The organism is Pseudomonas sp. R2-7-07 (assembly GCF_003852355.1).
Classification (GTDB): domain Bacteria; phylum Pseudomonadota; class Gammaproteobacteria; order Pseudomonadales; family Pseudomonadaceae; genus Aquipseudomonas.
In genome coordinates this window covers 1,450,090-1,475,542 of sequence record NZ_CP027759.1, presented here as the reverse complement: position 1 = coordinate 1,475,542, position 25,453 = coordinate 1,450,090, and the positions used below count along the sequence as shown (strand labels likewise).

22 protein-coding genes and 1 pseudogene are annotated in these 25,453 nt (G+C 61.6%); 4 read left to right on the top strand and 19 right to left on the bottom strand.

All coding sequences use genetic code 11. From position 1 onward, the window contains the following. Window positions 1-135 precede the first annotated feature (135 nt). Entirely contained in the window at window positions 136-2,763 is a 2,628-nt protein-coding gene (ppc, locus tag C4J86_RS06575; protein ID WP_124369855.1) for a phosphoenolpyruvate carboxylase, read from the bottom strand. A 163-nt stretch (window positions 2,764-2,926) separates the two neighbouring features. Here ppc and C4J86_RS06570 point away from each other — a divergent pair, with 163 nt between their 5' ends. The 3 genes from C4J86_RS06570 to C4J86_RS06560 all read left to right on the top strand — a co-directional run bounded on the left by C4J86_RS06570 (window position 2,927) and on the right by C4J86_RS06560 (window position 4,811). After that, on the top strand, window positions 2,927-3,271 hold the full coding sequence (locus C4J86_RS06570; protein ID WP_124369854.1) for a pilin assembly protein: 345 nt from the start codon (window positions 2,927-2,929) through the stop codon (window positions 3,269-3,271). 272 nt (window positions 3,272-3,543) lie between these two features. Continuing rightward, window positions 3,544-3,969, top strand: coding sequence for a DUF4398 domain-containing protein (locus tag C4J86_RS06565; RefSeq protein ID WP_124361579.1), 426 nt, complete (start codon window positions 3,544-3,546; stop codon window positions 3,967-3,969). A 56-nt stretch (window positions 3,970-4,025) separates the two neighbouring features. Next, window positions 4,026-4,811, top strand: coding sequence for an OmpA family protein (locus C4J86_RS06560; protein WP_104501912.1), 786 nt, complete (start codon window positions 4,026-4,028; stop codon window positions 4,809-4,811). Between the two features lie 29 nt (window positions 4,812-4,840). Here the strand turns inward: C4J86_RS06560 and C4J86_RS06555 are convergent, their stop codons facing one another. The 16 genes and pseudogenes from C4J86_RS06555 to C4J86_RS06480 form a co-directional block, all read right to left on the bottom strand. Continuing rightward, on the bottom strand, window positions 4,841-5,035 hold the full coding sequence (locus tag C4J86_RS06555) for a hypothetical protein (RefSeq protein WP_124369853.1): 195 nt from the start codon (window positions 5,033-5,035) through the stop codon (window positions 4,841-4,843). A 142-nt stretch (window positions 5,036-5,177) separates the two neighbouring features. Beyond that, window positions 5,178-5,561: a hypothetical protein gene (locus C4J86_RS06550; protein WP_177412740.1), complete on the bottom strand. Its 384-nt coding sequence runs from the start codon at window positions 5,559-5,561 to the stop codon at window positions 5,178-5,180. A gap of 166 nt (window positions 5,562-5,727) precedes the next feature. After that, window positions 5,728-6,056: pseudogene (locus C4J86_RS06545) on the bottom strand (hypothetical protein). After that, a complete protein-coding gene (locus C4J86_RS06540) occupies window positions 6,053-6,958 on the bottom strand; it encodes an alpha/beta hydrolase (RefSeq protein WP_124369852.1) in 906 nt (301 codons plus the stop codon). Before C4J86_RS06540 ends, C4J86_RS06545 begins: the two are co-directional and overlap by 4 nt. Before the next feature lie 41 nt (window positions 6,959-6,999). Next, a complete protein-coding gene (locus tag C4J86_RS06535) occupies window positions 7,000-8,277 on the bottom strand; it encodes a flavohemoglobin expression-modulating QEGLA motif protein (RefSeq protein ID WP_124361575.1) in 1,278 nt (425 codons plus the stop codon). A 35-nt stretch (window positions 8,278-8,312) separates the two neighbouring features. Continuing rightward, window positions 8,313-9,029, bottom strand: a complete 717-nt coding sequence (locus C4J86_RS06530) for a TetR/AcrR family transcriptional regulator (RefSeq protein WP_124366085.1) — start codon at window positions 9,027-9,029, stop codon at window positions 8,313-8,315. Between the two features lie 106 nt (window positions 9,030-9,135). Further along, window positions 9,136-10,638, bottom strand: coding sequence for a lysine--tRNA ligase (gene lysS, locus C4J86_RS06525; protein ID WP_124369851.1), 1,503 nt, complete (start codon window positions 10,636-10,638; stop codon window positions 9,136-9,138). 96 nt (window positions 10,639-10,734) lie between these two features. Beyond that, window positions 10,735-11,830 (bottom strand): peptide chain release factor 2 gene (gene prfB / locus C4J86_RS06520; protein ID WP_100226016.1). Its coding sequence is split into 2 segments (ribosomal slippage): window positions 10,735-11,757 and window positions 11,759-11,830, totalling 1,095 coding nucleotides; the frame shifts between segments, so codons are not numbered across the junction. Window positions 11,831-12,472: 642 nt separating this feature from the next. Next, window positions 12,473-13,474 carry a diguanylate cyclase gene (locus C4J86_RS06515; RefSeq protein WP_124369850.1) on the bottom strand — a complete coding sequence of 334 codons (1,002 nt, stop codon included), beginning with the start codon at window positions 13,472-13,474 and terminating at the stop codon, window positions 12,473-12,475. Window positions 13,475-13,526: 52 nt separating this feature from the next. Next, entirely contained in the window at window positions 13,527-14,537 is a 1,011-nt protein-coding gene (locus C4J86_RS06510; RefSeq protein ID WP_124369849.1) for a chemotaxis response regulator protein-glutamate methylesterase, read from the bottom strand. Continuing rightward, entirely contained in the window at window positions 14,534-16,801 is a 2,268-nt protein-coding gene (locus C4J86_RS06505; RefSeq protein WP_124369848.1) for a hybrid sensor histidine kinase/response regulator, read from the bottom strand. The genes C4J86_RS06510 and C4J86_RS06505 overlap by 4 nt, the downstream gene beginning before the upstream one ends. Then, entirely contained in the window at window positions 16,798-17,499 is a 702-nt protein-coding gene (locus C4J86_RS06500) for a chemotaxis protein CheW (RefSeq protein WP_124369847.1), read from the bottom strand. Before C4J86_RS06500 ends, C4J86_RS06505 begins: the two co-directional genes overlap by 4 nt. Beyond that, window positions 17,496-18,755, bottom strand: coding sequence for a protein-glutamate O-methyltransferase CheR (locus tag C4J86_RS06495; protein ID WP_124369846.1), 1,260 nt, complete (start codon window positions 18,753-18,755; stop codon window positions 17,496-17,498). Before C4J86_RS06495 ends, C4J86_RS06500 begins: the two co-directional genes overlap by 4 nt. Then, on the bottom strand, window positions 18,752-19,264 hold the full coding sequence (locus C4J86_RS06490) for a chemotaxis protein CheW (protein ID WP_124369845.1): 513 nt from the start codon (window positions 19,262-19,264) through the stop codon (window positions 18,752-18,754). The genes C4J86_RS06495 and C4J86_RS06490 overlap by 4 nt, the downstream gene beginning before the upstream one ends. Continuing rightward, window positions 19,264-20,886 carry a methyl-accepting chemotaxis protein gene (locus tag C4J86_RS06485; protein ID WP_124366077.1) on the bottom strand — a complete coding sequence of 541 codons (1,623 nt, stop codon included), beginning with the start codon at window positions 20,884-20,886 and terminating at the stop codon, window positions 19,264-19,266. Before C4J86_RS06485 ends, C4J86_RS06490 begins: the two co-directional genes overlap by 1 nt. A gap of 191 nt (window positions 20,887-21,077) precedes the next feature. Next, on the bottom strand, window positions 21,078-21,785 hold the full coding sequence (locus C4J86_RS06480) for a tellurite resistance TerB family protein (RefSeq protein ID WP_124369844.1): 708 nt from the start codon (window positions 21,783-21,785) through the stop codon (window positions 21,078-21,080). 302 nt (window positions 21,786-22,087) lie between these two features. Between C4J86_RS06480 and C4J86_RS06475 the strand changes: the two genes are divergently transcribed. Then, window positions 22,088-23,713, top strand: coding sequence for a glucan biosynthesis protein D (locus tag C4J86_RS06475; RefSeq protein ID WP_124366076.1), 1,626 nt, complete (start codon window positions 22,088-22,090; stop codon window positions 23,711-23,713). Window positions 23,714-23,864: 151 nt separating this feature from the next. Here C4J86_RS06475 and C4J86_RS06470 read toward each other — a convergent pair whose 3' ends face one another. Both C4J86_RS06470 and C4J86_RS06465 read right to left on the bottom strand, forming a co-directional pair. Beyond that, window positions 23,865-24,050 (bottom strand): hypothetical protein, encoded by a 186-nt coding sequence (locus C4J86_RS06470; RefSeq protein WP_124369843.1) that lies wholly within the window; start codon window positions 24,048-24,050, stop codon window positions 23,865-23,867. Between the two features lie 221 nt (window positions 24,051-24,271). Then, complete coding sequence (locus C4J86_RS06465) at window positions 24,272-25,378, bottom strand: NADH:flavin oxidoreductase/NADH oxidase (protein WP_124366074.1); 1,107 nt, start codon at window positions 25,376-25,378, stop codon at window positions 24,272-24,274. Window positions 25,379-25,453: the final 75 nt, after the last annotated feature.

Here is a 25,453-nt window from a genome sequence, read left to right as displayed (position 1 = left end):
TAGCAGAAACCCGCGCCAGGCATGCGTCAGCCAAAGGGTTTGCCTGGGCGCAACCTACCCCCTCAAACAACGACCGCCCGTTTCAGGGCGGTCGTCGCGGTTGATTCGCAAGCTATTGAGAACAGGCGAAAAACCTCAACCGGTGTTGCGCAAACCGGCGGCAATACCGGCGACGGACACCAGCAGCGCCTGTTCCAGAGGGCTGTCCTGCGCCGCTTCGCGTTGGCGCGAGCGAGCAAGCAATTCGGCCTGCAGCAGGTGCAAGGGGTCGAGGTAGGTGTTGCGCAGGCGGATGAACTCCAGGGTGTCCGGACTGTGGGCCAACAGCTGCGACTGGCCAGTCAGGCCAAGTACCACGTCACACGCCTGCGACAATAGGTCGCGTAAGTGCGCACCCAATGGCAGCAAGTCGGGCTGCACCAGGCGCTCATCATAGAGGCGGGCGATATCGGCGTCGGCCTTGGCCAGCACCATTTCCAGCATATCAATGCGCGTGCGGAAGAACGGCCACTGCTCGCGCATCTGCCCCAGCAATTCACCCTCGCCGCGCTCCAGGGCTTTGCTCAATGCCGCTTCCCAGCCGAGCCAGGCGGGCAGCATCAGGCGGGTCTGGGTCCAGCCGAAGATCCAGGGAATCGCGCGCAGGCTTTCAATACCGCCGGCGCGCCGCTTCGCGGGTCGACTGCCAAGCGGCAAACGCCCGAGCTCCTGCTCCGGCGTGGACTGGCGGAAATACTCGACGAATTGCGGATTTTCCCGCACCACCGCGCGGTAGGCGCTGACGCCGTCGGCCGCCAATTCGTCCATCAGATGACGCCAGGCCGGCTCCGGTGGCGGCGGTGGCAACAGCGTGGCTTCGAGTACCGCCGCCAGGTAGAGGTTGAGGTTCTGTTCGGCGATATCCGGCAGGCCAAACTTGAAGCGGATCATCTCGCCCTGTTCGGTGGTGCGGAACCGCCCCGCCACCGAGCCCGGCGGCTGCGACAGGATCGCCGCATGCGCCGGGCCACCGCCACGGCCGACGGTGCCCCCACGACCGTGGAACAACAGCAATTCCACTTGTTGCTCACGGCAGATATCCACCAGCCGTTCCTGTGCCCGGTACTGCGCCCAGGCGGCGGCGGTAGTGCCTGCGTCCTTGGCCGAGTCCGAATAGCCGATCATCACTTCCTGCGGGCCATGCAACCGCGCGCGATAGCCCGGCAGTTGCAACAGTCGCTCCATCACCGGCCCGGCGTTATCCAGGTCGGCCAGGGTCTCGAACAGCGGCACGACGCGCATTGGCCGCTGTACGCCCGACTCTTTGAGCAGCAACTGCACCGCCAGCACGTCCGATGCGGCGCCGGCCATGGAAATCACATAGGAGCCCAACGATGCGGCCGGTGCAGCGGCGATTTCGCGGCAGGTGTTCAACACCTCAGCGGTGTCCGCCGACGGGTTGAAATAACCCGGCAGCAGCGGTCGACGATTGGTCAGTTCTTTGCTCAGGAAGTTGATGCGCGTGTCTTCGTCCCAGTCTTCATACCGACCCAGGCCAAGGTAATCGGTGATTTCGGTCATGGCCGACGAGTGACGCGTGGAATCCTGGCGCACATCCAGGCGGACCAGGAACAGGCCGAACGTGACGGCGCGGCGCAGGCAGTCGAGCAACGGACCATCGGCAATCACGCCCATGCCGCACTCATGCAGCGACTGATAGCACAGCTCCAAGGGGCCGAGCAGGTCGCGATTGTCCTGCAACACCTGCGCCGGTGCCGGTGCAGGGCCACTCAACGCGGCATGGGCCCATTGGCGCGTGGCGCGCAGGCGTTCGCGCAGTTGCTTGAGCAAGGCGCGGTAAGGCTCGACGCTGTCCCCCACCTGAGCCTGCAATGCCGGGCTGGCCTGCTGCATGGACAGCTCGGAGGCGAGCTGATCGATATCGCGCAGATACAAATCCGCCGCCATCCAGCGCGCCAGCAGCAGCACTTCGCGGGTGACCGGCGCCGTGACATTCGGGTTGCCGTCCCGATCGCCGCCCATCCACGAGGCAAATCGAATCGGCGCGGCCGTCAGCGGCAGACGCAAACCGGTGGCGGCGTGCAAGGCCTGGTCGGCCTTGCGCAAATAATTGGGAATCGCCTGCCACAACGAATGCTCGATGACCGCAAAGCCCCATTTGGCTTCATCCACCGGCGTGGGCCGGACGCGGCGGATTTCTTCGGTGTGCCACGCCTCGGCGATCAGGCGTTGCAAGCGTTCACGGATCTGCTCGCGTTCGGCGCTGGTGAGGTCACGGTGGTCCTGCAGCGCCAGTTGCGCGGCAATCGCGTCATATTTCTGGATCAGCGTGCGGCGCGCGACTTCGGTGGGGTGGGCGGTGAGGACCAACTCGATCTCCAGCCGCGCCAATTGGCGGGCCAGGGATTCGTCACTGTGGCCTTCGCGTTGCAGACGGGCCAGCAACTCCGGCAGCACACGGGACTCGAAGGGCGCCGGCTGCGATTCATCGCGCCGATGAATCAACTGGTACTGCTCGGCAATGTTGGCCAGGTTGAGGAACTGGTTGAAGGCCCGCGCTACAGGCAGCAGTTCATCTTCCTGCAGCTGATTCAGGCTCGCGCTGAGCTCAGCGCCCGCGCCGCGCCGGTCAGCCTTGGCGCCTTTACGGATCTGCTCGATCTTGTCGAGAAAAGCATCGCCGTATTGCTCTCGAATGGTGTTGCCCAACAGTTCACCCAGCAGGTGAACATCCTCACGCAAGCGTGCATCGATATCACTCATCAGCCAATCTCCAGCCAGAAATCCGGGACGCGCAGGTGTTCCAGAGTGCCGTCGGCGGCGCTTTCTGACAAGACACTTTAAACCTTGCGGCTTGCAGCTAGTCTCAAGGTTAAGGCGCCGGGTTATCCACACCGGTGGCTGGTCACTCATTATTGAGGTTGCCATGAAAATTCAAGACCTGCCCCAGCATTGGGAAGAAACCGCCAAGGGTCGACTGACCCAAACCCAATACGCGATTCATCTGGACGTAGAAGCCGCCGCGCGGCTGGCCGCCCTTGCCGAAATGTACCCCAAGCGCCACACCGAAGAACTGCTTGGCGAATTGATCGGCGCCGCCCTCGAAGAGCTGGAAGCCAGCTTTCCCTACGTCAAGGGCCAGCAGGTGATTGCCACCGATGAGGAAGGCGATCCGCTGTATGAAGACGTCGGGCCCACACCGCGCTTTCTGACGTTGTCGCGCCGCTATCTGCATGATTTATCTGCGAGTGCTGACGAACCGCAGCACTGATCTCCCCTTATTCAAACCGATTCAACCCCTGTATTCCGGGCCTTTCAGCGGCCCGGGGTACCACTGCGCGGGGTGAAAGTTCCAATTTTCTGATACTGACCATTCAGTCAGATATTTTTTTAGGCAAATCGCCATCTCCGCTGAACTTTTGAAAAAAGCATCCGGTCACAGCCAGTAAGCCATCACTTGGAACGCTCGTTTGAACTGGCGTCATGTGCTTAACCGCCGGGCCCGCAAACGAACGCCAAGATGGATTTTTCAGGAGTTATCCAATGGAGTTGAAGACGATGAAGACCAGCACTGCCAAATCCTCGTTTAACCACCTGCGCGGGCTCAAATTGGCCGCGCTGGCAATCGGCACCAGCTTCGTTCTGGCTGGCTGTGCCGGTAACCCGCCGACCGAGCAATACGCAGTGACCCAATCTGCGGTCAACAGCGCGGTCAGCGCCGGCGGTACCGAGTTTGCAGCCGTGGAAATGAAGTCGGCCCAGGACAAGCTCAAAGAAGCCGAAATCGCCATGCACGACAAGAACTACGACAAAGCGCGTCAGTTGGCTGAACAAGCCGAGTGGGACGCTCGTGTCGCTGAGCGTAAAGCCCAGGCTGCCAAGGCTGAGCAAGCGGTGAAGGATTCCCAGAAAGCAGTTGACGAGTTGCGTAAGGAAGGCATGCGCCCGGCTGCTATCCAGCAGAAGTAAGCCGCTGCCCCTTGACTGCATCGCACCTGATATCGAATTAAAAGGACGACACGACTATGCGTAAACAATTGATGATCCCTGCCCTGTTGGCGATGAGCGTTGCCTTGGCAGCCTGCTCCACCCCGCCGAACGCAAATCTGGAAAACGCACGGACCAATTTCACGGCCCTGCAAACCAATCCACAGGCTACCAAGCTCGCGGCGCTGGAAACCAAAGACGCCAGCGAGTGGCTGGACAAGGCAGACAAGGCCTACCGCGACAAGGAAGACGAGAAGAAAGTCGACCAGTTGGCTTACCTGACCAACCAGCGTGTAGAAGTGGCCAAAGACACCATTTCTCTGCGTGAGTCCGAAGCCAAGCTGAAAAACGCTGGCGACGAACGTGCCCGCGCCCTGCTGGACGCCCGTGACGCGCAGATCAAGCAACTGCAAGACAGCTTGAACGCCAAGCAAACCGATCGCGGCACCCTGGTGACCTTTGGTGACGTACTGTTCGCCACCAACAAATCCGACCTGAAGTCCAGCGGCCTGGTGAATATCACCAAGCTGGCTCAGTTTCTGCGCGACAACCCGGACCGTAAAGTGATCGTCGAAGGCTACACCGACAGCACCGGTTCCGACTCGTACAACCAGAGCCTGTCCGAGCGCCGCGCGGCTTCCGTGCAACGTGCACTGGCACAGCAAGGCGTGGATATCTCGCGCATCGTGACCCAGGGCTACGGCAAGGAATACCCGGTTGCCGACAACGGCAGCGTATCGGGCCGTGCAATGAACCGCCGCGTTGAAGTGACCATCTCCAACGACAACCAACCGGTCAAGCCACGTTCTTCCGTCGCTAACTGATGGATTGAAGCGGCATAAAAAAACCCACCTCATGGTGGGTTTTTTTTGGGCTCGTCGAACTGGACGGTTCGACCGGTATCGTCAGCCGGCATTTGAATCTGCGCACCCGGCGGCTTATCCATCTGGCCATCGCGCTTGTACCGGCGAGCGGCTTCCTCTTCGAGCGCCAGGTGCTGTCTTGCCATGATCAGCATATTTTCCAGTACTGGAATCTTGAATTCCATCCTCGCCTCAAACCGTGTGAGTGACAACGCCTTGTGTGGTATCTGACGAAATAAGGTTCCAGGCATTCCTGCCGAGAGCGGCGACTGGACATCTGGATCATAAAAAACCGCCCCTATGGGCGGTTTTTCTCAGAGGCTTTGATCAGCCGCCGATCTGGCCTGAACCTTGATAGTCCGGCTGCTGGATCTGGCCCTGGCCCGCGCCCTGCCCGCCGCTCTGGCCATCTTCCGCGCCTTGACCACCCTGGGCATCTTGAGCGCCCTGCGCGCCACCTGCCTTCTGTGCGAGCAGCTTCTTCAGCAGCTCCTCCAATGCCTTGAGGGGGTCTTCACCACCGGCACCGCTATTTCCCTGGTTGCCTTGAGCACCTTTAGTTTTAAGTTCCTGAATTTGATTTTGTACATCCTTAATCTGCCGGTCGAGGCCTTGGGAGCTTCCCTGGCCATTGCCTGCACCGCCCACACCACCTGTGCCGCCCATGCCGCCCATGTTTGCGCCGCCCGAGATACCGTTGATTCCTGTCATAAATGCTAACCCCAACCTGTGAATTAATGGACCGATCAGCCTTGCCAATCAGTGCATAATCAGTGGTGGGTGGGCCAGGATGGTTCCGCCCGGCTCAGGGGCTGACACGCGTGAAATCAATAATCTGTAAAGACGAGGGTGGTTTCCCACGGTAGGGAGGCATATTTCACTGCTGCAACTGCGGAGTTTCCTGCCCAATGCACCGCACTGCCTGTTTCTTGTTATTCACCAGCACGCCACTCAGGCCTTTCTGGTCGGTGTGTCGAACATCACCAATACGCCATCAATGCACTGTGCCACTTGAGCGGCAGGGGTCAACGAGATTTTGTAGTCCTCACCCGGCACGGTCTTGAGCATCGTGAAATCGCTGAGCAACAGCGCATCCTCCGGCTTGGCGAAGTGCAGGTAGCCGTAGTACCACAGGCAACCGACAGTACCGATGATGGTGCCGATGCCAGTGAGAATCAGCGGGATCATGTTGCGCTCTTCACTCATTGCGGGCTCTCTGATGGGTCAGCTTCAGGTAGGGGATAATTCGGGATTTCGCCGAGACGCCGCAGGCCGTTGAAGTGCAGCGGGTCATCCAGGTAACGCAGCATCACGGTTTGCCAGGTCTTGTCGGCAAATGTCTGCACATGCCCACCTCGCGTCAGTTGCAACACCCTGGGCGCCGGTGCCGCCTGGTACAGGCGGATACCGTTGGCCAAGGGCACGATCGGATCATCCAGGCTGTGAAACAGCAGCTTGGGCACGCCAGTCAGTCGGGGCATGGCGTTGATCGCGCTGTCGGCGTCGGGCACCAGCCAGGACAGAGGGACCTGCAACGGCCATGTTAACCAGGACGTGCTCAGGGCAAATTGTCCCACGTCACGATAACTGGCGGGCACGCCATCCAATACCAGGGCCTTGAGCCGGGACTGGCGCTCGGGGTGGGCCGCCAGATAATGCACGGCTAACGCACCGCCCAGGCTCTGGCCAAGGACGATCAGCGGCTGGCCGCGGACTTCGGGCGCCTGATCGAGCCAACTGAACGCGGCGTCCACATCCTGATAAATCGCCGGCAATGACGGCTTGCCTTCGGAGAGCCCATAGCCGCGATAGTCGAGCAACAGCACTTGGTAGCCCTGCTCCGGCAACCACCAACTCCCGCCCAGATGCCAGGCCAGATTGCCGCCATTGCCGTGCAGGTGCAGCACCGTGCCTCTGAGTGGCACGCCGGGCTTGGCGGGTAGCCACCAGGCGTGCAGCTTTACGCCGTCGGCGGTGGTGAGGGTGACGTCGCGGTACGCAAGGTGGGCTTTTTGCGGCGTGAACGGCAGGCCGGGCTCCGGGTAGAACAGCAGGGAGCTGCAGCCGTTCAATGTGAGTAGCAGGCAAAGAATGCCGAGGATTCTCATCCGTTGAAGCCTCGTGGGTGAGTTGAAAATAGCCAGCATCCTTACAGGATATTGGAGTAGTCCGCCTCGATGCGGTCCAGGCTCAAATGGTTGAGGAAGTTGGAGAAGCACATCCACGCAGCCAGTGCGTTCATGTCGCGGAACTGTTCGGGCAGGTATTTGGGCGGCACCACCAGGCCTTCATCGACCAGTTGGCGCAAGGTGCGCATATCTTCAAGCGTGGTCTTGCCGCAGAACAACAACGGCACTTGCTCCAACTTGCCCTTGCGCACGGCCAACTGGATGTAGTTGTAGACCATGATAAAGCCCTTGAGGTAGGACAGATCCTTGGTAAACGGCAAGCCAGTGGGCACCGAGCCACGGAACACGCGACTGGCGTTGCCGTAGCTTTCAGCCATTTCAAAGCCTTGCTCGCGGAAGAATTCGAACACCTGCAGGAAGTCGGCGCCCTCCTCCACCATATGAATGGCGCGGGTGCGGTTGGTCAGTTTGCGCAGCCGGCTGGGGTAGGAGGCGAACGTGATGATCTCCATCAGGATCGCCAGGCCTTCCTGGGTCACGGTGGATGAGGGTGGGCCCTTGGACAGGAACGTGCAGATCGGCTGGTTCTGGCCATTGAGAGTGGTGCCCACATGCACCAGGCCTTCGTGCACTTCCAGGGCGCGCACGTCACGGTCGTTGAACATCGCGTCGGCGCGGATCTTGATGTAGTCGGCGCCCGCCGCCGCGTCGGCGACGATGCCATCGGATTCGAACACGCGGATGGTTTCTTCGGCCTCGCCGAACACTTTGTTCAAGCGCGTTTGCAGCAAGGCGACGGCGTCCTTGGCGGTCAAGGTCTTGGCTTCGTCCTTGAGGTCGCCACGGCCGTCGATATTGTTCAGGTAGTCCGAGAGCATCAGGCCCAGGTCGGCCAGGGTCGGGTCACCGGCGTGGAAGGCGTCGGACGCGGCGCCGTAGAGTTCCTGGGAAATCAGGCCGAAATCCTCGGTGCCACGGGCTTCGAGCATACGCACGACCATGCGGTACTCCCGGCACATACGGCGCATGATCTGCCCTACCGGGCTGAACTGGCCGAGGCGGCGGGTGATGTCGCGCTCGATGTTCTGGAATTCCAGCTTGACCGCACTGGAGTCGAACGACAACGGGCGGTTCAGGTAGTAATCGCGATCCACGGCGGGCATGGCCTTGCCCTTGGCCTTGAGAAAGCCCTGGCGAATATTCTCGTCCCACTTCACGGCGTCGAGGACGCGGATCGGCGTTTGCGCCAGCACAATGCGATCGGACAAGGTGCGTATCGTCTGCTGGTAATCGTCCACCCGGTGCTTCCTCTTTAAACGTGGCCTTGCTGGTATCAGACCGAAGCCAATACCAGGTGCATGTAACGCTTGAGTATCTCCAGCATCTCGTCACCGGTCAGAGGCTCTGCGCCGCCCAACAGGCCCTGATATTCCATCCGACTGATAATCGCCGTCAACACCTTGGCATCCTGTTGCGGCTCGCGCGAGCCCAATACCTGGAAAAACTGCCCGGTGCCCTGCAACAGGATCTGCTGGTGGGAGCGTACCAGTTCGGCCAGGCGCGGATTCAACAAGGCTTCCTGGCGGAAGGCCTGTTCGGCCATCAGGTATTCACGGCGGTTGGCCAGTTGGCGCTGCACGTAGTCGGCGGTCAGCCGCGCAATGTCATCGGCCAGCTGCGAACGCGACGCCGGGCTGCCATCGCCATAGGCGACCATCTCGCGCAGCAGGCCTTCGTTGCGTACCCACAGTTTGCCCATGAAGGCAGCGCTGCGCTCGACGTATTGGGCAAAGGTGTCGGTGAGCAGGTCATCGATGTCTTTGAAATAGTAGGTGGTCGCCGACAACGGTACGCCGGCCTCCGCCGCCACCGCCCGGTGGCGCACGGCACGGACCCCCTCGCGGACCACGATGCGCATGGCCGCATCGAGAATGTCTTGCCGGCGTTGTTCACTGCCCCGGCGGCTGGCCTTGCGGCCTTGGTACTGGACGCTTTCAGCCACGGCAGCGGCAATGCCGGCGGCGCCTTCTTGAGCCATTACGCGGTTCACCACACACATCCTTGAATAGAACAAAACCTGGCGCTGTTTGCTTGACGCGAGTACACGCCACATAAAAAAGCCGCCTTATAAAAGGCGGCTTCGGATTTCGCTACGGTTACGCTTGTGGCCGCATGTGCGGGAACAAGATCACATCGCGGATCGACGGCGAGTTGGTCAACAGCATCACCAGGCGGTCGATGCCGATACCTTCACCGGCGGTTGGCGGCATGCCGTATTCCAGCGCACGTACGAAGTCGGCATCGTAGTGCATGGCTTCGTCGTCGCCGGCGTCCTTGTCGGCCACCTGGGCCATGAAGCGCTCGGCCTGATCTTCCGCGTCGTTCAGCTCGGAATAGGCGTTGGCGATTTCGCGGCCACCGATGAACAGCTCGAAACGGTCGGTGACGTTCGGGTTGTCATCGTTGCGACGGGCCAGCGGCGACACTTCGAACGGGTACTGGGTAATGAAGTGCGGCTGTTCCAGCTTGTGCTCCACCAGCTCCTCGAAAATCATCACCTGCAGTTTGCCCAGGCCTTCGAAGCCCAGCACCTTGGCGCCGGCTTTCTTGGCGATGGCACGGGCCTTGTCGATGTCGTTCAGATCATCGGCGGTCAGCTCAGGGTTGTACTTGAGGATCGAGTCGAACACCGACAGGCGCACGAACGGCTCGCCGAAGTGGAAGACCTTGTCGCCGTACGGCACGTCGGTAGTCCCGAGAACAAGCTGCGCCAGCTCACGGAACAGTTCTTCGGTGAGGTCCATGTTGTCTTCGTAGTCGGCGTAGGCCTGGTAGAACTCCAACATGGTGAATTCAGGGTTGTGTCGGGTCGAGACGCCTTCGTTACGGAAGTTGCGGTTGATCTCGAACACCTTCTCGAAGCCGCCAACCACCAGGCGCTTGAGGTACAGCTCCGGCGCGATACGCAGGAACATTGGCAGGTCCAGCGCATTGTGGTGGGTTTCGAACGGCTTGGCTGCGGCACCACCGGGGATGGTCTGCAGCATCGGCGTTTCCACTTCGAGGAAGTCACGCTGCATCAGGAAGCTGCGGATGTGGGCGATGACTTGCGAACGCACGCGGAAGGTCTGGCGCACGTCTTCGTTGACGATCAGGTCAACGTAGCGCTGGCGGTAGCGCTGCTCGGTGTCGGTCAGGCCGTGGTGCTTGTCCGGCAGCGGGCGCAGCGACTTGGTCAGCAGGCGTACGCTGGTCATTTCGACATACAGGTCGCCCTTGCCGGAACGGGCCAGGGTGCCTTCGGCGGCGATGATGTCGCCCATGTCCCAGGTTTTCACCGAGGCCAGGGTTTCTTCGGAAAGGGTCTTGCGGTTGACGTAGACCTGGATACGCCCGGTCATGTCCTGGATCACCATGAACGAGCCACGGTTGAGCATGATGCGACCCGCCACCTTGACCGGGATCGCCGCTTCTGCCAGCTCTTCCTTGGTCTTGTCCGCGTACTGCTTCTGCAAGGCATCGCAGTAGTTTTCGCGGCGGAAGTCGTTGGGGAAGGCGTTACCCTTGGCGCGCTCGGCAGCAAGCTTTTCCTTGCGCAGGGCGATCAGGGAGTTTTCTTCCTGTTGCAGGGCTTGCGGGTCGAGTTGTTGGTCGCTCATGTCTTTTGAAATTCCATCACAGATACGTTTTCCCCAGCCTTCGGCTGGGGATCGCGAGGCAAGGACTAGGCGTCCCCCCCGCTCCTACAGGGTTCTTTAGAGGCCCGATTTCAGGCTGGCTTCCAGGTATTCGTCGATATCGCCGTCGAGCACCTTGTCGCAGTCGCTGCGTTCGATGTTAGTGCGCAAATCCTTGATCCGCGACGCATCGAGCACATAGGAGCGGATCTGGTGACCCCAGCCGATGTCCGACTTGGTGTCTTCCAGTGCTTGAGAAGCGGCGTTGCGCTTCTGCATTTCCTGCTCGTACAACTTGGCCCGCAACATTTTCATGGCGGTGTCCTTGTTCGCGTGCTGGGAACGCTCGTTCTGGCAACTGACCACGGTGTTGGTCGGTACGTGGGTGATACGGACGGCCGAGTCGGTGGTGTTTACGTGCTGGCCACCGGCACCGGAGGAGCGGTAGGTGTCGATACGCAGGTCGGCCGGGTTGATCTCGATTTCCACCTTGTCATCGATCTCTGGCGAGACGAAAACAGCGGAGAACGAGGTATGGCGACGGTTACCGGAGTCGAACGGGCTCTTGCGCACCAGGCGGTGTACGCCGATCTCGGTACGCAGCCAGCCAAAGGCGTATTCACCCTTGATGTGCACGGTGGCGCCCTTGATGCCCGCTACTTCACCGGCGGACAGTTCCATGATGGTCGCGTCGAAACCGCGTTTGTCGGCCCAGCGCAGGTACATGCGCAGCAGGATGTTGGCCCAGTCCTGAGCCTCGGTGCCGCCGGAACCGGCCTGGATGTCCAGGTAGGCGTTGTTCGGGTCCATTTCGTGGCTGAACATGCGGCGAAATTCAAGCTTGGCGAGGTTTTCCTCGAGACGGGCCAGCTCGGCGACGACATCGCCCACTGCGCCTTCGTCATCTTCTTCGACGGCCATGTCCAGCAGGTCGCGGCAGTCGGCCAGGCCGGTGTTCAGCTCGTCGAGCGTGTCGACGATCTGCGCCAGCGCAGCGCGCTCGCGGCCCAGTTCCTGGGCATATTCAGGTTTGTTCCAGACACTCGGATCTTCAAGCTCGCGATTGACTTCGGTCAGACGCTCATGCTTTTGATCGTAGTCAAAGATACCCCCGAATAGTTTCGGAGCGCTCGGACAGGTCCTTGATGGTGTTCAGGATCGGGTTGATTTCCATGGCGGGCAGCACTCGTTGGCGAACTTTTGAAAGCCGGCGAGTATAACGGCAAACGCCTGGAAACGGCAGCCCGCCTAGCCGAAAAGGCGCGGATTTGTACACAATCCCAAGGCCAATGAAGATCTAAATGTGGGAGGGGCGGTGCGACGATTCGACTTGCCCCCGATGGCGGCCTGGCAGCAGACCATTATGTTGGATCAGAGCGAGTACATATCCGTTGCTGCGGTAACGGCGGCTTAGGGTTCCGCCCTTACGGCGGGTCACTTTTGGAAAAGAGCCCCAAAAGTAACCAAAAGGGCTCTTGCCCCACCACTCGGCACCTCGCCTAGGCTCGGTGTGCCCGTAATCCGACATTGATTTGGAGGGCCGCCGCCACGCGCCATCATGGCGCGGGGCGGCTAAACCGGCATCCCTGCCGGTTTACCCTCCAAATCAATGCCGAATTCCGGCCAGCGTGGTTTAACGGGGCGCTTAAGATCAAGATCAAGAGCGGCTCGCTTCGCATCGTGGTTACCGGAGGCTGCTGCAAAATTGTGTAGATACCTGTGCCCCGATGCAGTCTGTCTGTCAGTTTATCCTGAGCTGACACACCGCCATCGGGGGCAAGCCCCCTCTCACATTTGGCTCTGAGCCGGCCTTGAGTTACTCGATGCCGACCTGATTGCGCCCATTGTTCTTTGCCATGTACAACCCCTTGTCCGCTGCCATGATCAACTGGCGGCAATCCGTACCTTGCACCGGGGTCAGAGTCGACAAGCCAATGCTGATGGTCAGGCTCGCGCCTTCCGCCGGCGCGATATGCGGGATGTTCAGCGCGGCCACCGCCATGCGCAGTTTTTCCGCGACCAGCCGCGCACCGCCCGGCGAGGTGTTGGGCAGCACCAGGGCGAATTCTTCACCGCCGTAACGCGCCGGCAGGTCCGAAGGACGGCTGCTGGCATCGCGGATGGTGGCGGCGACCTTGCGCAGCGCTTCGTCGCCTTCGACGTGACCGAAGCTGTCGTTGAAGGTCTTGAAGAAGTCCACGTCGATCATCAACAAGGAGAGTTGGGTCTGGTCGCGCATGGCACGGCGCCATTCCAGTTCCAGGTATTCGTCGAAGTGACGGCGATTGGACAGCCCGGTCAAACCATCGGAATTCATCAGCCGTTGCAGCACCAGGTTGGTGTCCAGCAACTGTTGCTGGCTGACCCGCAACGCGCGGTAAGCCGCGTCCCGCTGCAACAGGGTCATGTAGGAGCGCGAGTGATAGCGAATGCGCGCCACCAGTTCGATATTGTCCGGCAGCTTGACCAGGTAATCGTTGGCGCCGGCCGCAAAGGCTGCGCTCTTGATCAGCGGGTCCTCTTTGGTGGAGAGCACGATGATCGGGATATTCGCCGTGGCCGGGTGATTGCGGTATTCGCGCACCAGGGTCAGGCCGTCGAGGCCGGGCATGACCAGGTCTTGCAGAATCACCGTCGGCTTGATGCGAATCGCCTGGGAGATCGCCTGGTGCGGGTCGGCGCAAAAGTGGAAGTCGATATTTTCTTCATGGGCCAGGCCGCGCCGCACGGCTTCCCCGATCATGGCCTGGTCGTCGACCAGCAGCACCATGGCGGCGTTTTCGTCGGTCTTGAAGCCGTCGAGTTGTAAATCAATCATGTGCAGTCACCTGAATTACTGCCTGCAAACCAGCACAGCGGGAGATGTTCGATCATTTTGCAAAGACCTCCAGCAGTCGCGGCGCAATTCTGTCCAGTGGGCGAATTTCAACAGCGGCGTCAATCGCCGCTGCCGCTTTGGGCATGCCATACACCGCCGAACTGTTCTGGTCCTGGGCGATGGTCAAATAGCCTTGTTCTCGCATCAACTTGAGGCCCTGGGCCCCGTCGCGCCCCATGCCGGTCAGCAGTACGCCGACGGCGTCACCGTTCCAATGGCTGGCGACACTTTCAAAAAACACATCGATGGAAGGCCGGTAAATTTCGTTCACCGGCTCTGCGGTATAGGCTAGCGTGCCATTTTTCAACAAGCGAATATGGTGGTTGGTACCGGCCAGCAAGACCACCCCGCTTTGGGGCGGCTCCCCTTCACGGGCCAGGCGCACCGGCAGGCCGGACGCGCTGCTCAACCACTCGGCCATACCGGCGGCGAACACCTGATCCACATGCTGCACCAGTACGATCGCGGCAGGAAAGTCACGCGGCAACCCCTTGAGCAGCACTTCCAGAGCCGCGGGGCCACCCGCCGACGAACCGATGGCCACCAGGCTTTGGCGCTTGCCGGTGCTGCGCTGCGGCGCGGTTTCAGCGCGTACGCGGCTGCCGCGCTGGCCGATCAGCCAGCCAATATTGAGGATCTTGCGCAACAACGGCGCCGCCGCATCCTTGGGGTTGCCCACCCCCAGCGCCGGCGTGTCCACCACATCCAACGCGCCGTGGCCCATGGCTTCAAAGACTCGGCTGACGTTGGCCTGGCGGTCCACGGTGACGATCACGATCGGGCATGGCGTATCGGCCATGATCTGGCGGGTCGCTTCCACGCCGTCCATCACCGGCATGATCAAGTCCATCAGGATCAGATCCGGCGTCACCTCAGCGCAACGCTGCACCGCTTCCAGGCCATTGCTGGCCACCCACACCACTTCATGGGCAGGTTCGAAACTCAAGGCGCGACGCAACGCCTCGACGGCCAACGGCATGTCATTGACGATTGCAATCCTCATGCCCGGGCGCCTCCAATCAATTCAACCACGGCGTCGAGCAGGGCGTCGTCGTGGAAGCTGGCTTTGGCTAAATAATAGTCGGCGCCGGCGTCGAGGCCACGGCGTCGGTCTTCTTCACGATCCTTGTAGGAAACCACCATCACCGGCAACGATTGCAGGCGACTGTCACGGCGCAAGAGTGTGACCAATTCAATACCGTCCATGCGTGGCATATCAATATCTGTGATAAGCAGGTCGAAATCCTCGGAGCGCAATGCGTTCCAGCCATCCATGCCATCGACCGCGACGGCCACTTCATAACCGCGATTGAGTAATAACTTGCGTTGCAGCTCACGCACGGTCAGCGAGTCGTCCACCACCAGCACGCGCTTGCGCGGCGCTTCGGTGGCCTGCTGGCTGCGCCTTGCGATGCGCTCCAGGCGGCCGGTGTTGAGCAACTTGTCCACCGAACGCAGCATGTCTTCCACGTCGACGATCAAGGCCACCGAGCCATCGTCGAGCAACGCGCCTGCGGAAATATCCTGGACCTTGCCCAAGCGAGCATCCAGCGGCAACACCACCAGGGTGCGCTCGCCGATGAAACGTTCCACGGCAATCCCATACACGGCATCGCGCTCACGGATCACCACCACTTTCAAGGTTTCCGAAGGGGTCTGCCCCGGTGGACGCTGCAACAACTGGCTGGCGGCGACCAGGCCGACATGCCGGCCCTCGTGCCAGAAATGCTGGCGACCTTCCAGCTGCACAATGTCCTCGGGGGCCAGGTCGCACATGCGTTCGATGTGCGCCAGTGGGAAGGCATACGCCTCTTCGCCGACTTCCACCACCAGGCTGCGCACCACGGACAGGGTCAGCGGCACCTCCAGATGAAAACGGCTGCCCTGCCCTGCCGCCTGCTCCAGCACCACCGCACCGCGCAATTGACGCACCATATGCTGCACCGCATCCAGGCCTACGCCGCGACCGGACACTTCGGTGACCTTGTCGCGCAAGCTGAACCCCGGCAGGAACAGAAACGTCAGCAGTTCCTCCTCGCTCAGGCGCAGCGCGGTTTCCACGGGGGACAAGTGCCGGTCGACAATGGTGCCGCGCAGGCGCTCAAGGTCGACGCCGTTACCGTCATCGCTCAACTCCAGCACCAGCAGTCCGGCTTGATGCGACGCGCGCAGGCGAATCAAGCCTTCCGCCGGCTTGCCCGCCAGCAGCCGCTGCTCGGGCATTTCAATGCCATGGTCGACGGCATTGCGCAGCAGGTGCGTCAGTGGCGCCTCGAGCTTTTCCAGCACGTCACGGTCGACCTGGGTCTTCTCCCCTTCGATCTCCAGGCGCACTTGCTTGCCCAGGCTGCGACCGAGGTCGCGCACCATGCGCGCCTGTCCGGTCAGCACATCGGCAAACGGGCGCATGCGACAGGCCAATGCAGTGTCGTAGAGCACCTGGGCCCGCTGGCCGGCCTGCCAGGTGTACTCGTCCAGCTCAGCATTTTTTTCCGCCAGCAACGCCTGGGCTTCGCTCAACAAGCGGCGGGTATCGGCCAGAGCTTCCTGGGCCTCGAGGTTCAAATCGACGACCTTGAGGTGACCGTCCAGCACATCCAGAGCGCGCAGGCTGTTGCTTTGAATGCGTTTGAGGCGCTGCAGGCTGACGAGGTAAGGCTTGAGTCGCTGGGTTTCCACCAGCGACTTGCTGGACAGGTCCAGCAGGCTGTTCAAGCGCTCGGCCGTGACCCGCAGCACGCGCTCGCCGCCTTCGGTCATCGGTTTGCTCTGACGCGGCGGCTCGCTCGGCACGGCTGGCGCTGGCTCAGGTTCCGGCGCCAGCGCTTCGATTACCGGCGCGGGCGCGGGTTTCGGCGCGAGCATGGCGCTGGATTGCGACGGGTCCAGCAAGCGCTCCATCAGCGCCACATAGGCGGCAATATCCGCAGGCCCGACATCATTGCCCGGGGTGGCGATGCGCATCAGTAAATCCGTGCCCTGCAGCAACGCGTCGATATGTTCGGGCTGCAGGTACAAGCGGCTTTCCTGGGCGCTGACCAGGCAATCCTCCATGACATGGGCCACGCTGACGCCGGCCTCCACGCCGACAATCCGCGCCGCGCCCTTGAGCGAATGCGCGGCGCGCATGCAGGCCTCGAGCTGGTCGGCCTGGGTCGGGTTGCGCTCCAGCGCGAGCAGGCCTGCGCTGAGCACTTGGGTTTGCGCGTCGGCTTCCAGGCTGAACAATTCCAACAGCGAGGCATCGCGCATCTGGTCGGGGGTCATGCGAGGCTCCGGGTCACGGCGGACAGCAATTGGGCTTCGTCCAGCCAGCGCAGGCTGCGACCTTTCCACTGCACGACACCCTGGGTGAAGCGCGCGCTGGCCTGGGTGCCGGAGGCCGACGCGGCGTTCAAGGTGCGCTCATCGATGGCATGGATGCCATCCACTTCGTCCACCGGCACGACTACCGGGCCATCCTGCGCGGCAATGATCAGCATGCGCGGCATGATGCGCCCGCCAGTGACGCCGGTGCTGCTGCTGTCCAGGCCGAGCAATTCCACCAGCGACAGGCAGGCCACCAATGCCCCGCGCACGTTGGCCACGCCCAGCAAGGCCCGGGAACGCTGGTGAGGCAACGAGTGGATCGGTTGCAACGGCGCCACTTCCACCAGGCAACGGGTGGCAATGCCCAGCCATTCTTCGCCGAGGCGGAACATCAGCAAGGAGCGGGTGACCACCTGGTGAGCGAGCTCGCCAGCCGCCTGCGCAGGCCGGTCGTCCTGCTGCAGCGCATAGCGGTCGAGCAGGCGCGTGGCGGCGGCGGAATACACCGAGCAGTTGCGGCAATGGATGTGCTCTGCCAGCAAGGGGCAGGATTTGTCGCCATGAATGCCGATGCGGTTCCAGCAGTCATCAATGGCTTGGGTGTCGGCCAGGGTCAGGTCCAGGCCTGCGGTGTCGAGCGCGTCAGGGCTACTCATCGTTTGGACTCACTGTCAGCTCGCTCGCTACGCGCGGCGCGCGCCTGCAAACGGCGCGCCCCCGCACTGTCGCCCTGAGACTCGAGCAACGCGGCCAGGTGCATCAAGGCCTGCGGATGCTGCGGTTCCAGGTACAAGGCTTTGCGGTAATAACTCTGCGCCTCCACGGCGCTGCCGGCGACATCGCTGAGCAGGCCCAGCCAGTAGAACACGGCGGCGGCCGGCGGATGGCTGTTCAAATAACGTTCGCAGGCAGCACGGGCCTCGGCACTTTTGCCTTGATTGGCCAAGGTGGCGATCTGGTTGAGCATCTCGCCTGCCTCCGGGGGCGGCGCTTTGACCGGTGCCGCCTGGGTGCCGGCCGTGCTGAACGGGCGCGGCTTGAGCGCGATCGGCGCCGGACTGCGTTGCGACGCGGGCGCCGGCATCGGTACAAACACCGGGGCGGGTGCGACCGGTTCCACATGCCGACTGAACGCAAAGGACTGCGGCACACCAATCGAACGCATGCCATGGCGCCCCAGCAGGCCGCCTTCGGCCGGGCCGATAAACAGCACGCCGTCCACGTGCGTCAGTTCCTTGAGCACGTCGAAAACTTGCTTCTGGGTGGGCTGGTCGAAGTAGATCAGCAGGTTGCGACAGAACACAAAGTCGTAGGTGGGTTCGTTGGCCAGCAGTGCCGGGTCGAGCAAGTTGCCGACTTGCAGGCGCACCTGTTCGCGAACCCGGTCGGCGATGCGATAGGTACCGCCGTCTTCAGTGAAGTGACGGTCGCGAAATTCAAGGTCGCCGCCACGAAACGAGTTCTTGCCGTACACACCGCGGCGGGCACGCTCCACGGACAGCGGGCTGACGTCCATTCCTTGTACCTTGAATTGGTGCGGCGCCAGGCCCGCGTCAAGCAGGGCCATGGCAATCGAATAGGGCTCTTCGCCGGTGGAGCATGGCAGGCTGAGAATGCGCAAGGCGCGCATCTGCTTGATCTCGGCCAACCGTGCGTGTGCCAGGCGGGCCAAGGTGGCAAAGGACTCGGGGTAGCGGAAAAACCAGGTCTCGGGGACGATCACCGCTTCGATCAGCGCCTGCTGCTCATCATGGGAGCTGTGCAGGAGCTGCCAGTACGCCTCTGCCGTCTGCGCCTGGGCCAACTGGCAACGCTGACGCACCGCGCGCTCGATGATCGCCTCGCCCACCGAGGCGACGTCCAGGCCGATGCGCTCTTTAAGGAAGGCCCAGAAGCGCGGGTCACTGCTCATAGGCTCAACTCGCTGGAAAACAGCAAGGCGCGCACGTCATCGGTCAACAGCTCGGCGACACCAATCCATTGCATCAAGCCCAGCGCATCTTCGCGCACCGGCCCCAGGTAAGGCGCCTGGCGGTTATCCAGGCCATAGGGCTGGAATTCGGCGGGGTCGCAACGCAAGGTGTCGGTAGCCTGTTCCAGAATCAGCCCCAGCCAACGCGCTTCGCTCCAGGGCTGTGGCTGATAATTGACCAGCACCAGCCGCGTGCTGGTACGCGCTTGGGCCGCAACGCCGAACGTCAAGGCGCTCAGGTCGATGACCGGCACCAGCGCGCCACGATGGGCAAAGATGCCCGCCACCCACGCCGGTGCATGAGCGATGGGCTTGAGCGGCAGGCGCGGCAGCACCTCGACCACTTCCGTCGCCTTGAGGGCAAAGCGTTCACTGCCGATGTGGAACACCAGGAACAACGCCTTTTTCGCTGCCGGGACGGCGCCGCGTTTAGCCGCGAGGTCGCTCATCAGACTTTGAAACGCGACACGCCGCTGCGCAGACCGACCGCAACCTGGCTCAGTTCATCGATGGCAAAACTGGCCTGGCGCAGGGACTCGACGGTCTGGCTGCTGGCATCGCCCAGTTGCACCAGCGCGTGGTTGATCTGCTCGGCGCCGGTGGCCTGGGCCTGCATGCCTTCATTGACCATCAGCACTCGCGGCGCGAGGGCCTGCACTTGATGGATGATTTGCGACAGTTGCTCACCCACCTGCTGCACTTCGAACATGCCTCGGCGCACTTCCTCGGAGAACTTGTCCATGCCCATCACCCCGGCCGACACCGCCGACTGGATCTCACGCACCATCTGCTCGATGTCGTACGTCGCGACGGCGGTCTGGTCGGCCAGGCGGCGTACTTCGGTGGCGACCACGGCAAAACCGCGCCCGTACTCACCGGCTTTCTCGGCCTCGATGGCGGCGTTGAGGGACAGCAGGTTGGTCTGGTCCGCCACTTTGACGATGGTCACCACCACCTGGTTGATGTTGCCGGCCTTTTCATTGAGGATCGCCAGCTTGGCATTGACCAGGTCGGCGGCGCCCATCACCGAGTGCATGGTTTCTTCCATGCGCGCCAGGCCCTGCTGACCGGAACCGGCGGCGACCGAGGCCTGGTCGGCGGCGGTGGACACTTCGATCATGGTGCGCACCAGGTCCTTGGAGGTCGCGGCGATTTCACGGGAGGTGGCGCCGATTTCAGTGGTGGTGGCGGCGGTTTCAGTGGCGGTCGCCTGCTGCTGCTTGGAGGTAGCGGCGATCTCGGTCACCGAGGTCGTGACCTGCACCGACGAGCGCTGTGCCTGGGAAACCAGAGCGGTCAGTTCGGTCATCATGTCGTTGAAGCCGGTTTCAACCACGTTGAACTCGTCCTTGCGCTCCAGATTCAGGCGCTTGCTCAGGTCGCCGGTGCGCATGGTTTCGAGGATATCGACGATGCGCTGCATCGGCGCCATGATTGCGCGCATCAACAGCAGGCCACACAGCGCAGCAGCAAGAATCGCCAGCAGCAGCGAGACGCCCATGCTGATTTTTGCGGCCTCGACGGCACTGTCGATGGCGTCGGTGGCGCCGTCGGCGACCTGTTTATTCGCGAGGATGATGTCATTGAGTTTCATGCGGCCGGCGACCCAGGCGGGCGTCAGTTGTTCGTTGAACAGCTTGAGTGCCTCGGCGGCGTTGTTGTTCTGCTGCGCCTCGAGCACCTTGGCGAGGGTCTGGTTGTAGCTCTGATGCAGCTTTTCGAAGGCATCGAACTCGTTGCGGTCCTGAGTGGAGCTGATGGTTTTCGTGTAATCGGCCATGTACTTTTCAAGGCGCGTTTCGAAAGACTTGTAGCCTTGCTTTTCGACCTCGGAAACGCCCTGGTTCTTGTGGATCCCCACCAACTCCTGGGTTTGCAGGTAGCTGTCGACCCAGGCGCTGCGAATCATCGAGCTTAAAAACACGCCAGGCACGGCGTCGTCCCGGACCAGGGTTTCGCTGGATTCGATTTTCAGCAGCCGTGAATACGAGAGCACGACCATCAGCAGCATGATCGCGATGATTACCGCAAAGCTCGCCAAAATCCGTTGGCGCAGGGTCCAGTTCTTCACAGTAATTCCTCGCAAGCCATTCAAATGGAGGGGAGTATAGCTGAGCGAAGGCGTCTATTAATCAATGGTTTTCGGGGGTTTTGGCAACGGTGCCAGTATTGGGCTGCGCCATTGCGGCGGCTCAAACCAGCCTCGATTTAAATGTGGGAGAGGCTTGCTCTCCCCACACTTGAATGGATGCACGGCGCTGCTTATGCGTTGAGGCGTACCTGTTTCTCCAGCTCTACCTTCAAACCCGGCTCAAGTTTCAGTTGGCGCGCCAGTTCGTCCAGGTAGGCCTTCTCCATGAAGTTTTCCTCGTCCACCAGCATCACGCTGGCGATGTACATTTCGGCGGCCATCTCCGGGGTGCTGGCGGCGCGGGCGACGTCGGCCGGGTCGAGGGGTTTGTTCAGCTCCGCGTGCAGCCAGGTTTGCAGCTCGCGGTCGTTGTCGAGTTTGGTGAACTCGCCTTCGATCAACGCGCGTTCACGCTCATCCACGTGGCCGTCGGCCTTGGCGGCGGCAACCAGCGCCTTGAGAATGCCCTGACTGTGCTGCTCGACCTGGGCCGGCGGCAGGCGGTCGATGGTCTGCGGCTCACCCTGGGGCGCGCTGGCCTGCTGCGCCTGCCAATTGCCATAGGCTTTGTAGGCGATGACCCCCAAGGCGGCCAGGCCTCCGTAGGTCAGGGCCTTGCCGCCGAATTTGCGGGCTTTTTTGTTGCCCAGCAGCAAGCCCATGGCGCCGGCCGCCAGTGCGCCACCGCCGGCGCCTCCGAGCAAACTGCCGAGCCCGCCGCCGCCAAGCAGCCCACCGAGGGCGCCTTTGTCGGCTGATGGGCGCTGGCCGCCAGCCTTGTTCTGCAACATGTCCTGACCAGACTTGAGCAACTGATCGAGCAATCCACGGGTATTCATGCGTAGCCTCCAGACACTTGGGTTCGTAGGACCAATAGGCCCCCAGCGTAAAACTAAGTGCAAAAAAGCCCCGATCTAGAGTGCTTCCAGATGTAACGCTCATCCTGATATCAGAAATGTCTTGTTGCACAGCGGCGCCATCATCCCGCCATCAATGATTTTTCCTTCACCATCGAACCGCTTAAGCTATCCGGCGTCTGTTTATTGTCCGTTGCGTTTGGCCGAAGGCATGTCCGAACCGTTATTTCTGATCCGTTACGTGCCAGGAACGGCGCGGGATTCGCTCACGACAGGTTGTCTCTATGCACCGCAGGAATTTGCTCAAAGCGTCCATGGCCATTGCGGCCTACACCGGTTTGTCGGCCAGTGGCCTGTTGGCCGCGCAGGCCTGGGCCGGGAACCGTGCCGCCGATGGCAAGGCCGTGGCATTCGATTTTGAAACGCTCAAAGCCCAGGCCAAGCAGCTCGCCGGCAGCGCGTATAAAGATACTCGGCAGGTGCTGCCACCCACCTTGGCGACCATGACGCCACAGAATTTCAACGCCATCGGCTATGACGCCAACCATTCGTTATGGAAGGAACTGAAGGGGCAGTTGGACGTGCAGTTTTTCCACGTCGGCATGGGTTTCAAGACGCCGGTGCGCATGCACAGCGTCGACCCCAACACCCGCGAGGCCCGCGAAGTGCACTTCCGCCCTTCGCTGTTCAACTATGAAAAAACCACGGTCGACACTAAACAACTGACCGGCGATCTGGGTTTCTCCGGCTTCAAGCTGTTCAAGGCGCCGGAGCTGGACCGGCATGACGTGCTGTCGTTCCTCGGTGCCAGCTACTTCCGTGCAGTGGACTCCACCGGCCAGTACGGCCTGTCGGCGCGCGGCCTGGCGATTGACACCTATGCGAAAAAACGTGAGGAATTCCCTGACTTCACGCAGTTCTGGTTCGAAACCCCGGACAAGAACGCCACCCGCTTCGTGGTCTACGCCCTGCTCGATTCGCCCAGCGCTACCGGCGCCTACCGCTTCGATATCGACTGCCAGGCCAATCAAGTAGTGATGGCCATCGACGCGCATATCAACGCGCGCACCGCCATCGAACAGCTGGGGATTGCGCCAATGACCAGCATGTTCAGTTGCGGCACGCATGAGCGGCGAATGTGCGACACCATCCACCCACAAATTCACGACTCGGACCGACTGGCCATGTGGCGCGGCAACGGCGAGTGGATCTGCCGCCCGCTGAACAACCCGGCCAAGCTGCAATTCAACGCATTCGCCGACACTAATCCCAAAGGTTTTGGCCTGGTCCAAACCGACCACGAATTCGCCAGTTACCAGGACACGGTGGACTGGTACAGCAAGCGCCCCAGCCTGTGGGTGGAACCCACCACCGCTTGGGGTGAGGGCTCGATCGACCTGCTGGAAATTCCGACCACCGGCGAAACCCTCGATAACATCGTGGCCTTCTGGACCCCGAAAAAGCCGGTGGCGGCCGGTGATTCGCTCAACTACGGCTACAAGCTCTACTGGAGCGCCCTGCCGCCGGTGAGCACACCGCTGGCCCAGGTCGACGCGACCCGTTCAGGCATGGGTGGGTTCACCGAAGGTTGGGCCCCGGGCGAGCATTACCCTGAGGTATGGGCACGCCGCTTTGCCGTGGACTTCAAGGGCGGCGGCCTGGACCGTTTGCCACCCGGCACGGGCATAGAGCCGGTGGTCACCTGCTCCCACGGCGAGGTGAAAGACTTCAGCGTGCTGGTGCTCGATAACATCAAGGGCTATCGCATTCTGTTCGACTGGTACCCCACCAGCGACAGCGTGGAGCCGGTAGAGCTGCGCTTGTTTATCCGCACCCAGGACCGCACCTTGAGCGAAACCTGGCTGTATCAGTACTTCCCGCCCGCGCCGGACAAGCGCAAATACACCTGAACCATCTGTGGCGAGGGAGCTTGCTCCCGCTGGGCCGCGAAGCGGCCCCAAACGATGGAACTGCTGCGCAGTCCAGCGGGAGCAAGCTCCCTCGCCACAGGTACCGTGTTCGCCTTGCCTGACGGGCATCGTGGCGAGCCCGTTTCGTCATTCAGAACCGCGACACGGTTTTCATCGCCCCGATCAGATAGCGCATCGCTACCTGGTCGCTCTCGGTGAGGGCGCGATAATGCGCCAGCAATTCAACTTCATCCGAACTCAATCTGCGGCCACGCAAGAACATCCTGCGGGTCAGAAAAGATAACACCCCACCCGCTACACCATAGGACTTGGCCATGGACTACTTCTCCTGATATCGATCCAATACTCCTGCCTTAAGCTTAGAAAGAATCCAGTTACGTGTGGGATTTTTTTAGAGTATTAACTTAAATAATTAGATCGGTAATAAATACCTACAGTCGATTCCCATGCATTCGTCGCTTAAATCCGCCTTCTTCATATAGGCGGGCAAAAAAAACCCACCGGATCAGGGTGGGCTCTGTAGGCATACGCTAAGGATCAATCCCTGAGATCGGACTCATGAATCGGCTGGTCGCGGTGCGTCGCCCGCTGATATTGCGCCGGCCAGATCGCCTTGCGCCCGCCCAGGTCATCGTCGGCATGCAGCGGCCAGTACGGATCGCGCAACAATTCACGGGCGAGGAAGATGAGGTCGGCCTGGCAGGTGCGCAGGATGTGTTCGGCCTGGGCCGGTTCGGTGATCATGCCGACCGTGCCGGTGGCGATGCCCGACTCTTTGCGCACGCGCTCGGCAAAGCGCGTCTGGTAGCCGGGGCCGGTGGGGATTTCGGCGTTGGCGGCGGTGCCGCCGGAGGACACGTCGATCAAGTCCACGCCCAGGTCTTTCAGGCGGCGCGCCAGTTCGACGGTTTCATCGGGGTTCCAGCCGTCCTCCACCCAGTCGGTGGCCGACACGCGCACGAACAGCGGCAAGTCCTGGGGCCACACGTCGCGCACCGCGCGGGTGACCTCAAGGACCAGGCGGATGCGGTTTTCGAACGAGCCGCCGTACTGGTCCTGACGCTGGTTGCTGATGGGCGACAGGAACTGATGCAGCAGGTAACCGTGGGCGGCATGGATCTCTACCACTTCGAAGCCGGCCGTCAATGCACGCTTGGCGGCGGCGACGAAATCGGCGATCACCTGCTGGATCTGCCCTTCGTCCAGCGGCGTGGGTTGCGTGTGCTGGGGGTCGAATGCGATGGGCGATGGGCCGACCGGCACCCAGCCACCGTCTGCTGGCTTGACGCTGCCATGCTTGCCAATCCAGGGCCGATACGTGCTGGCCTTGCGCCCGGCGTGCGCCAACTGAATACCCGCCACCGCGCCTTGGGCCGCAATGAAGCGCGTAATGCGTTGCAGGGGTTCGATCTGTTCGTCTTTCCACAGGCCCAGGTCCTGGGCGGTGATGCGGCCATCGGCGGTCACGGCGGTGGCTTCGGTAAAAATCAGCCCGGCGCCACCGACGGCGCGGCTGCCCAGGTGCACCAGGTGCCAGTCGTTGGCCAGGCCATCCTCACTTGAGTACTGGCACATCGGTGAGACCGCGATGCGGTTCAACAGGGTGAGTTGACGCAGGGTGTAGGGTTCGAGCAGCTGACTCATGGCGCACCTCTTCGGGTTCTGTGGGCAAGCTCCAAGGCTCTCTTTCATGGTGCTTAGAGCCTAGTCGACAACGAC

Bases quoted from the DNA above. Each gene is read 5' to 3' on its own strand.
- ppc (WP_124369855.1), bottom strand. From the start codon at position 2,763: ATGAGTGATATCGATGCACGCTTGCGTGAGGATGTTCACCTGCTGGGT.
- C4J86_RS06570 (WP_124369854.1), top strand. From the start codon at position 2,927: ATGAAAATTCAAGACCTGCCCCAGCATTGGGAAGAAACCGCCAAGGGT.
- C4J86_RS06565 (WP_124361579.1), top strand. From the start codon at position 3,544: ATGGAGTTGAAGACGATGAAGACCAGCACTGCCAAATCCTCGTTTAAC.
- C4J86_RS06560 (WP_104501912.1), top strand. From the start codon at position 4,026: ATGCGTAAACAATTGATGATCCCTGCCCTGTTGGCGATGAGCGTTGCC.
- C4J86_RS06555 (WP_124369853.1), bottom strand. From the start codon at position 5,035: ATGGAATTCAAGATTCCAGTACTGGAAAATATGCTGATCATGGCAAGA.
- C4J86_RS06550 (WP_177412740.1), bottom strand. From the start codon at position 5,561: ATGACAGGAATCAACGGTATCTCGGGCGGCGCAAACATGGGCGGCATG.
- C4J86_RS06540 (WP_124369852.1), bottom strand. From the start codon at position 6,958: ATGAGAATCCTCGGCATTCTTTGCCTGCTACTCACATTGAACGGCTGC.
- lysS (WP_124369851.1), bottom strand. From the start codon at position 10,638: ATGAGCGACCAACAACTCGACCCGCAAGCCCTGCAACAGGAAGAAAAC.
- C4J86_RS06515 (WP_124369850.1), bottom strand. From the start codon at position 13,474: ATGATTGATTTACAACTCGACGGCTTCAAGACCGACGAAAACGCCGCC.
- C4J86_RS06510 (WP_124369849.1), bottom strand. From the start codon at position 14,537: ATGAGGATTGCAATCGTCAATGACATGCCGTTGGCCGTCGAGGCGTTG.
- C4J86_RS06505 (WP_124369848.1), bottom strand. From the start codon at position 16,801: ATGACCCCCGACCAGATGCGCGATGCCTCGCTGTTGGAATTGTTCAGC.
- C4J86_RS06500 (WP_124369847.1), bottom strand. From the start codon at position 17,499: ATGAGTAGCCCTGACGCGCTCGACACCGCAGGCCTGGACCTGACCCTG.
- C4J86_RS06495 (WP_124369846.1), bottom strand. From the start codon at position 18,755: ATGAGCAGTGACCCGCGCTTCTGGGCCTTCCTTAAAGAGCGCATCGGC.
- C4J86_RS06490 (WP_124369845.1), bottom strand. From the start codon at position 19,264: ATGAGCGACCTCGCGGCTAAACGCGGCGCCGTCCCGGCAGCGAAAAAG.
- C4J86_RS06480 (WP_124369844.1), bottom strand. From the start codon at position 21,785: ATGAATACCCGTGGATTGCTCGATCAGTTGCTCAAGTCTGGTCAGGAC.
- C4J86_RS06475 (WP_124366076.1), top strand. From the start codon at position 22,088: ATGCACCGCAGGAATTTGCTCAAAGCGTCCATGGCCATTGCGGCCTAC.
- C4J86_RS06470 (WP_124369843.1), bottom strand. From the start codon at position 24,050: ATGGCCAAGTCCTATGGTGTAGCGGGTGGGGTGTTATCTTTTCTGACC.
- C4J86_RS06465 (WP_124366074.1), bottom strand. From the start codon at position 25,378: ATGAGTCAGCTGCTCGAACCCTACACCCTGCGTCAACTCACCCTGTTG.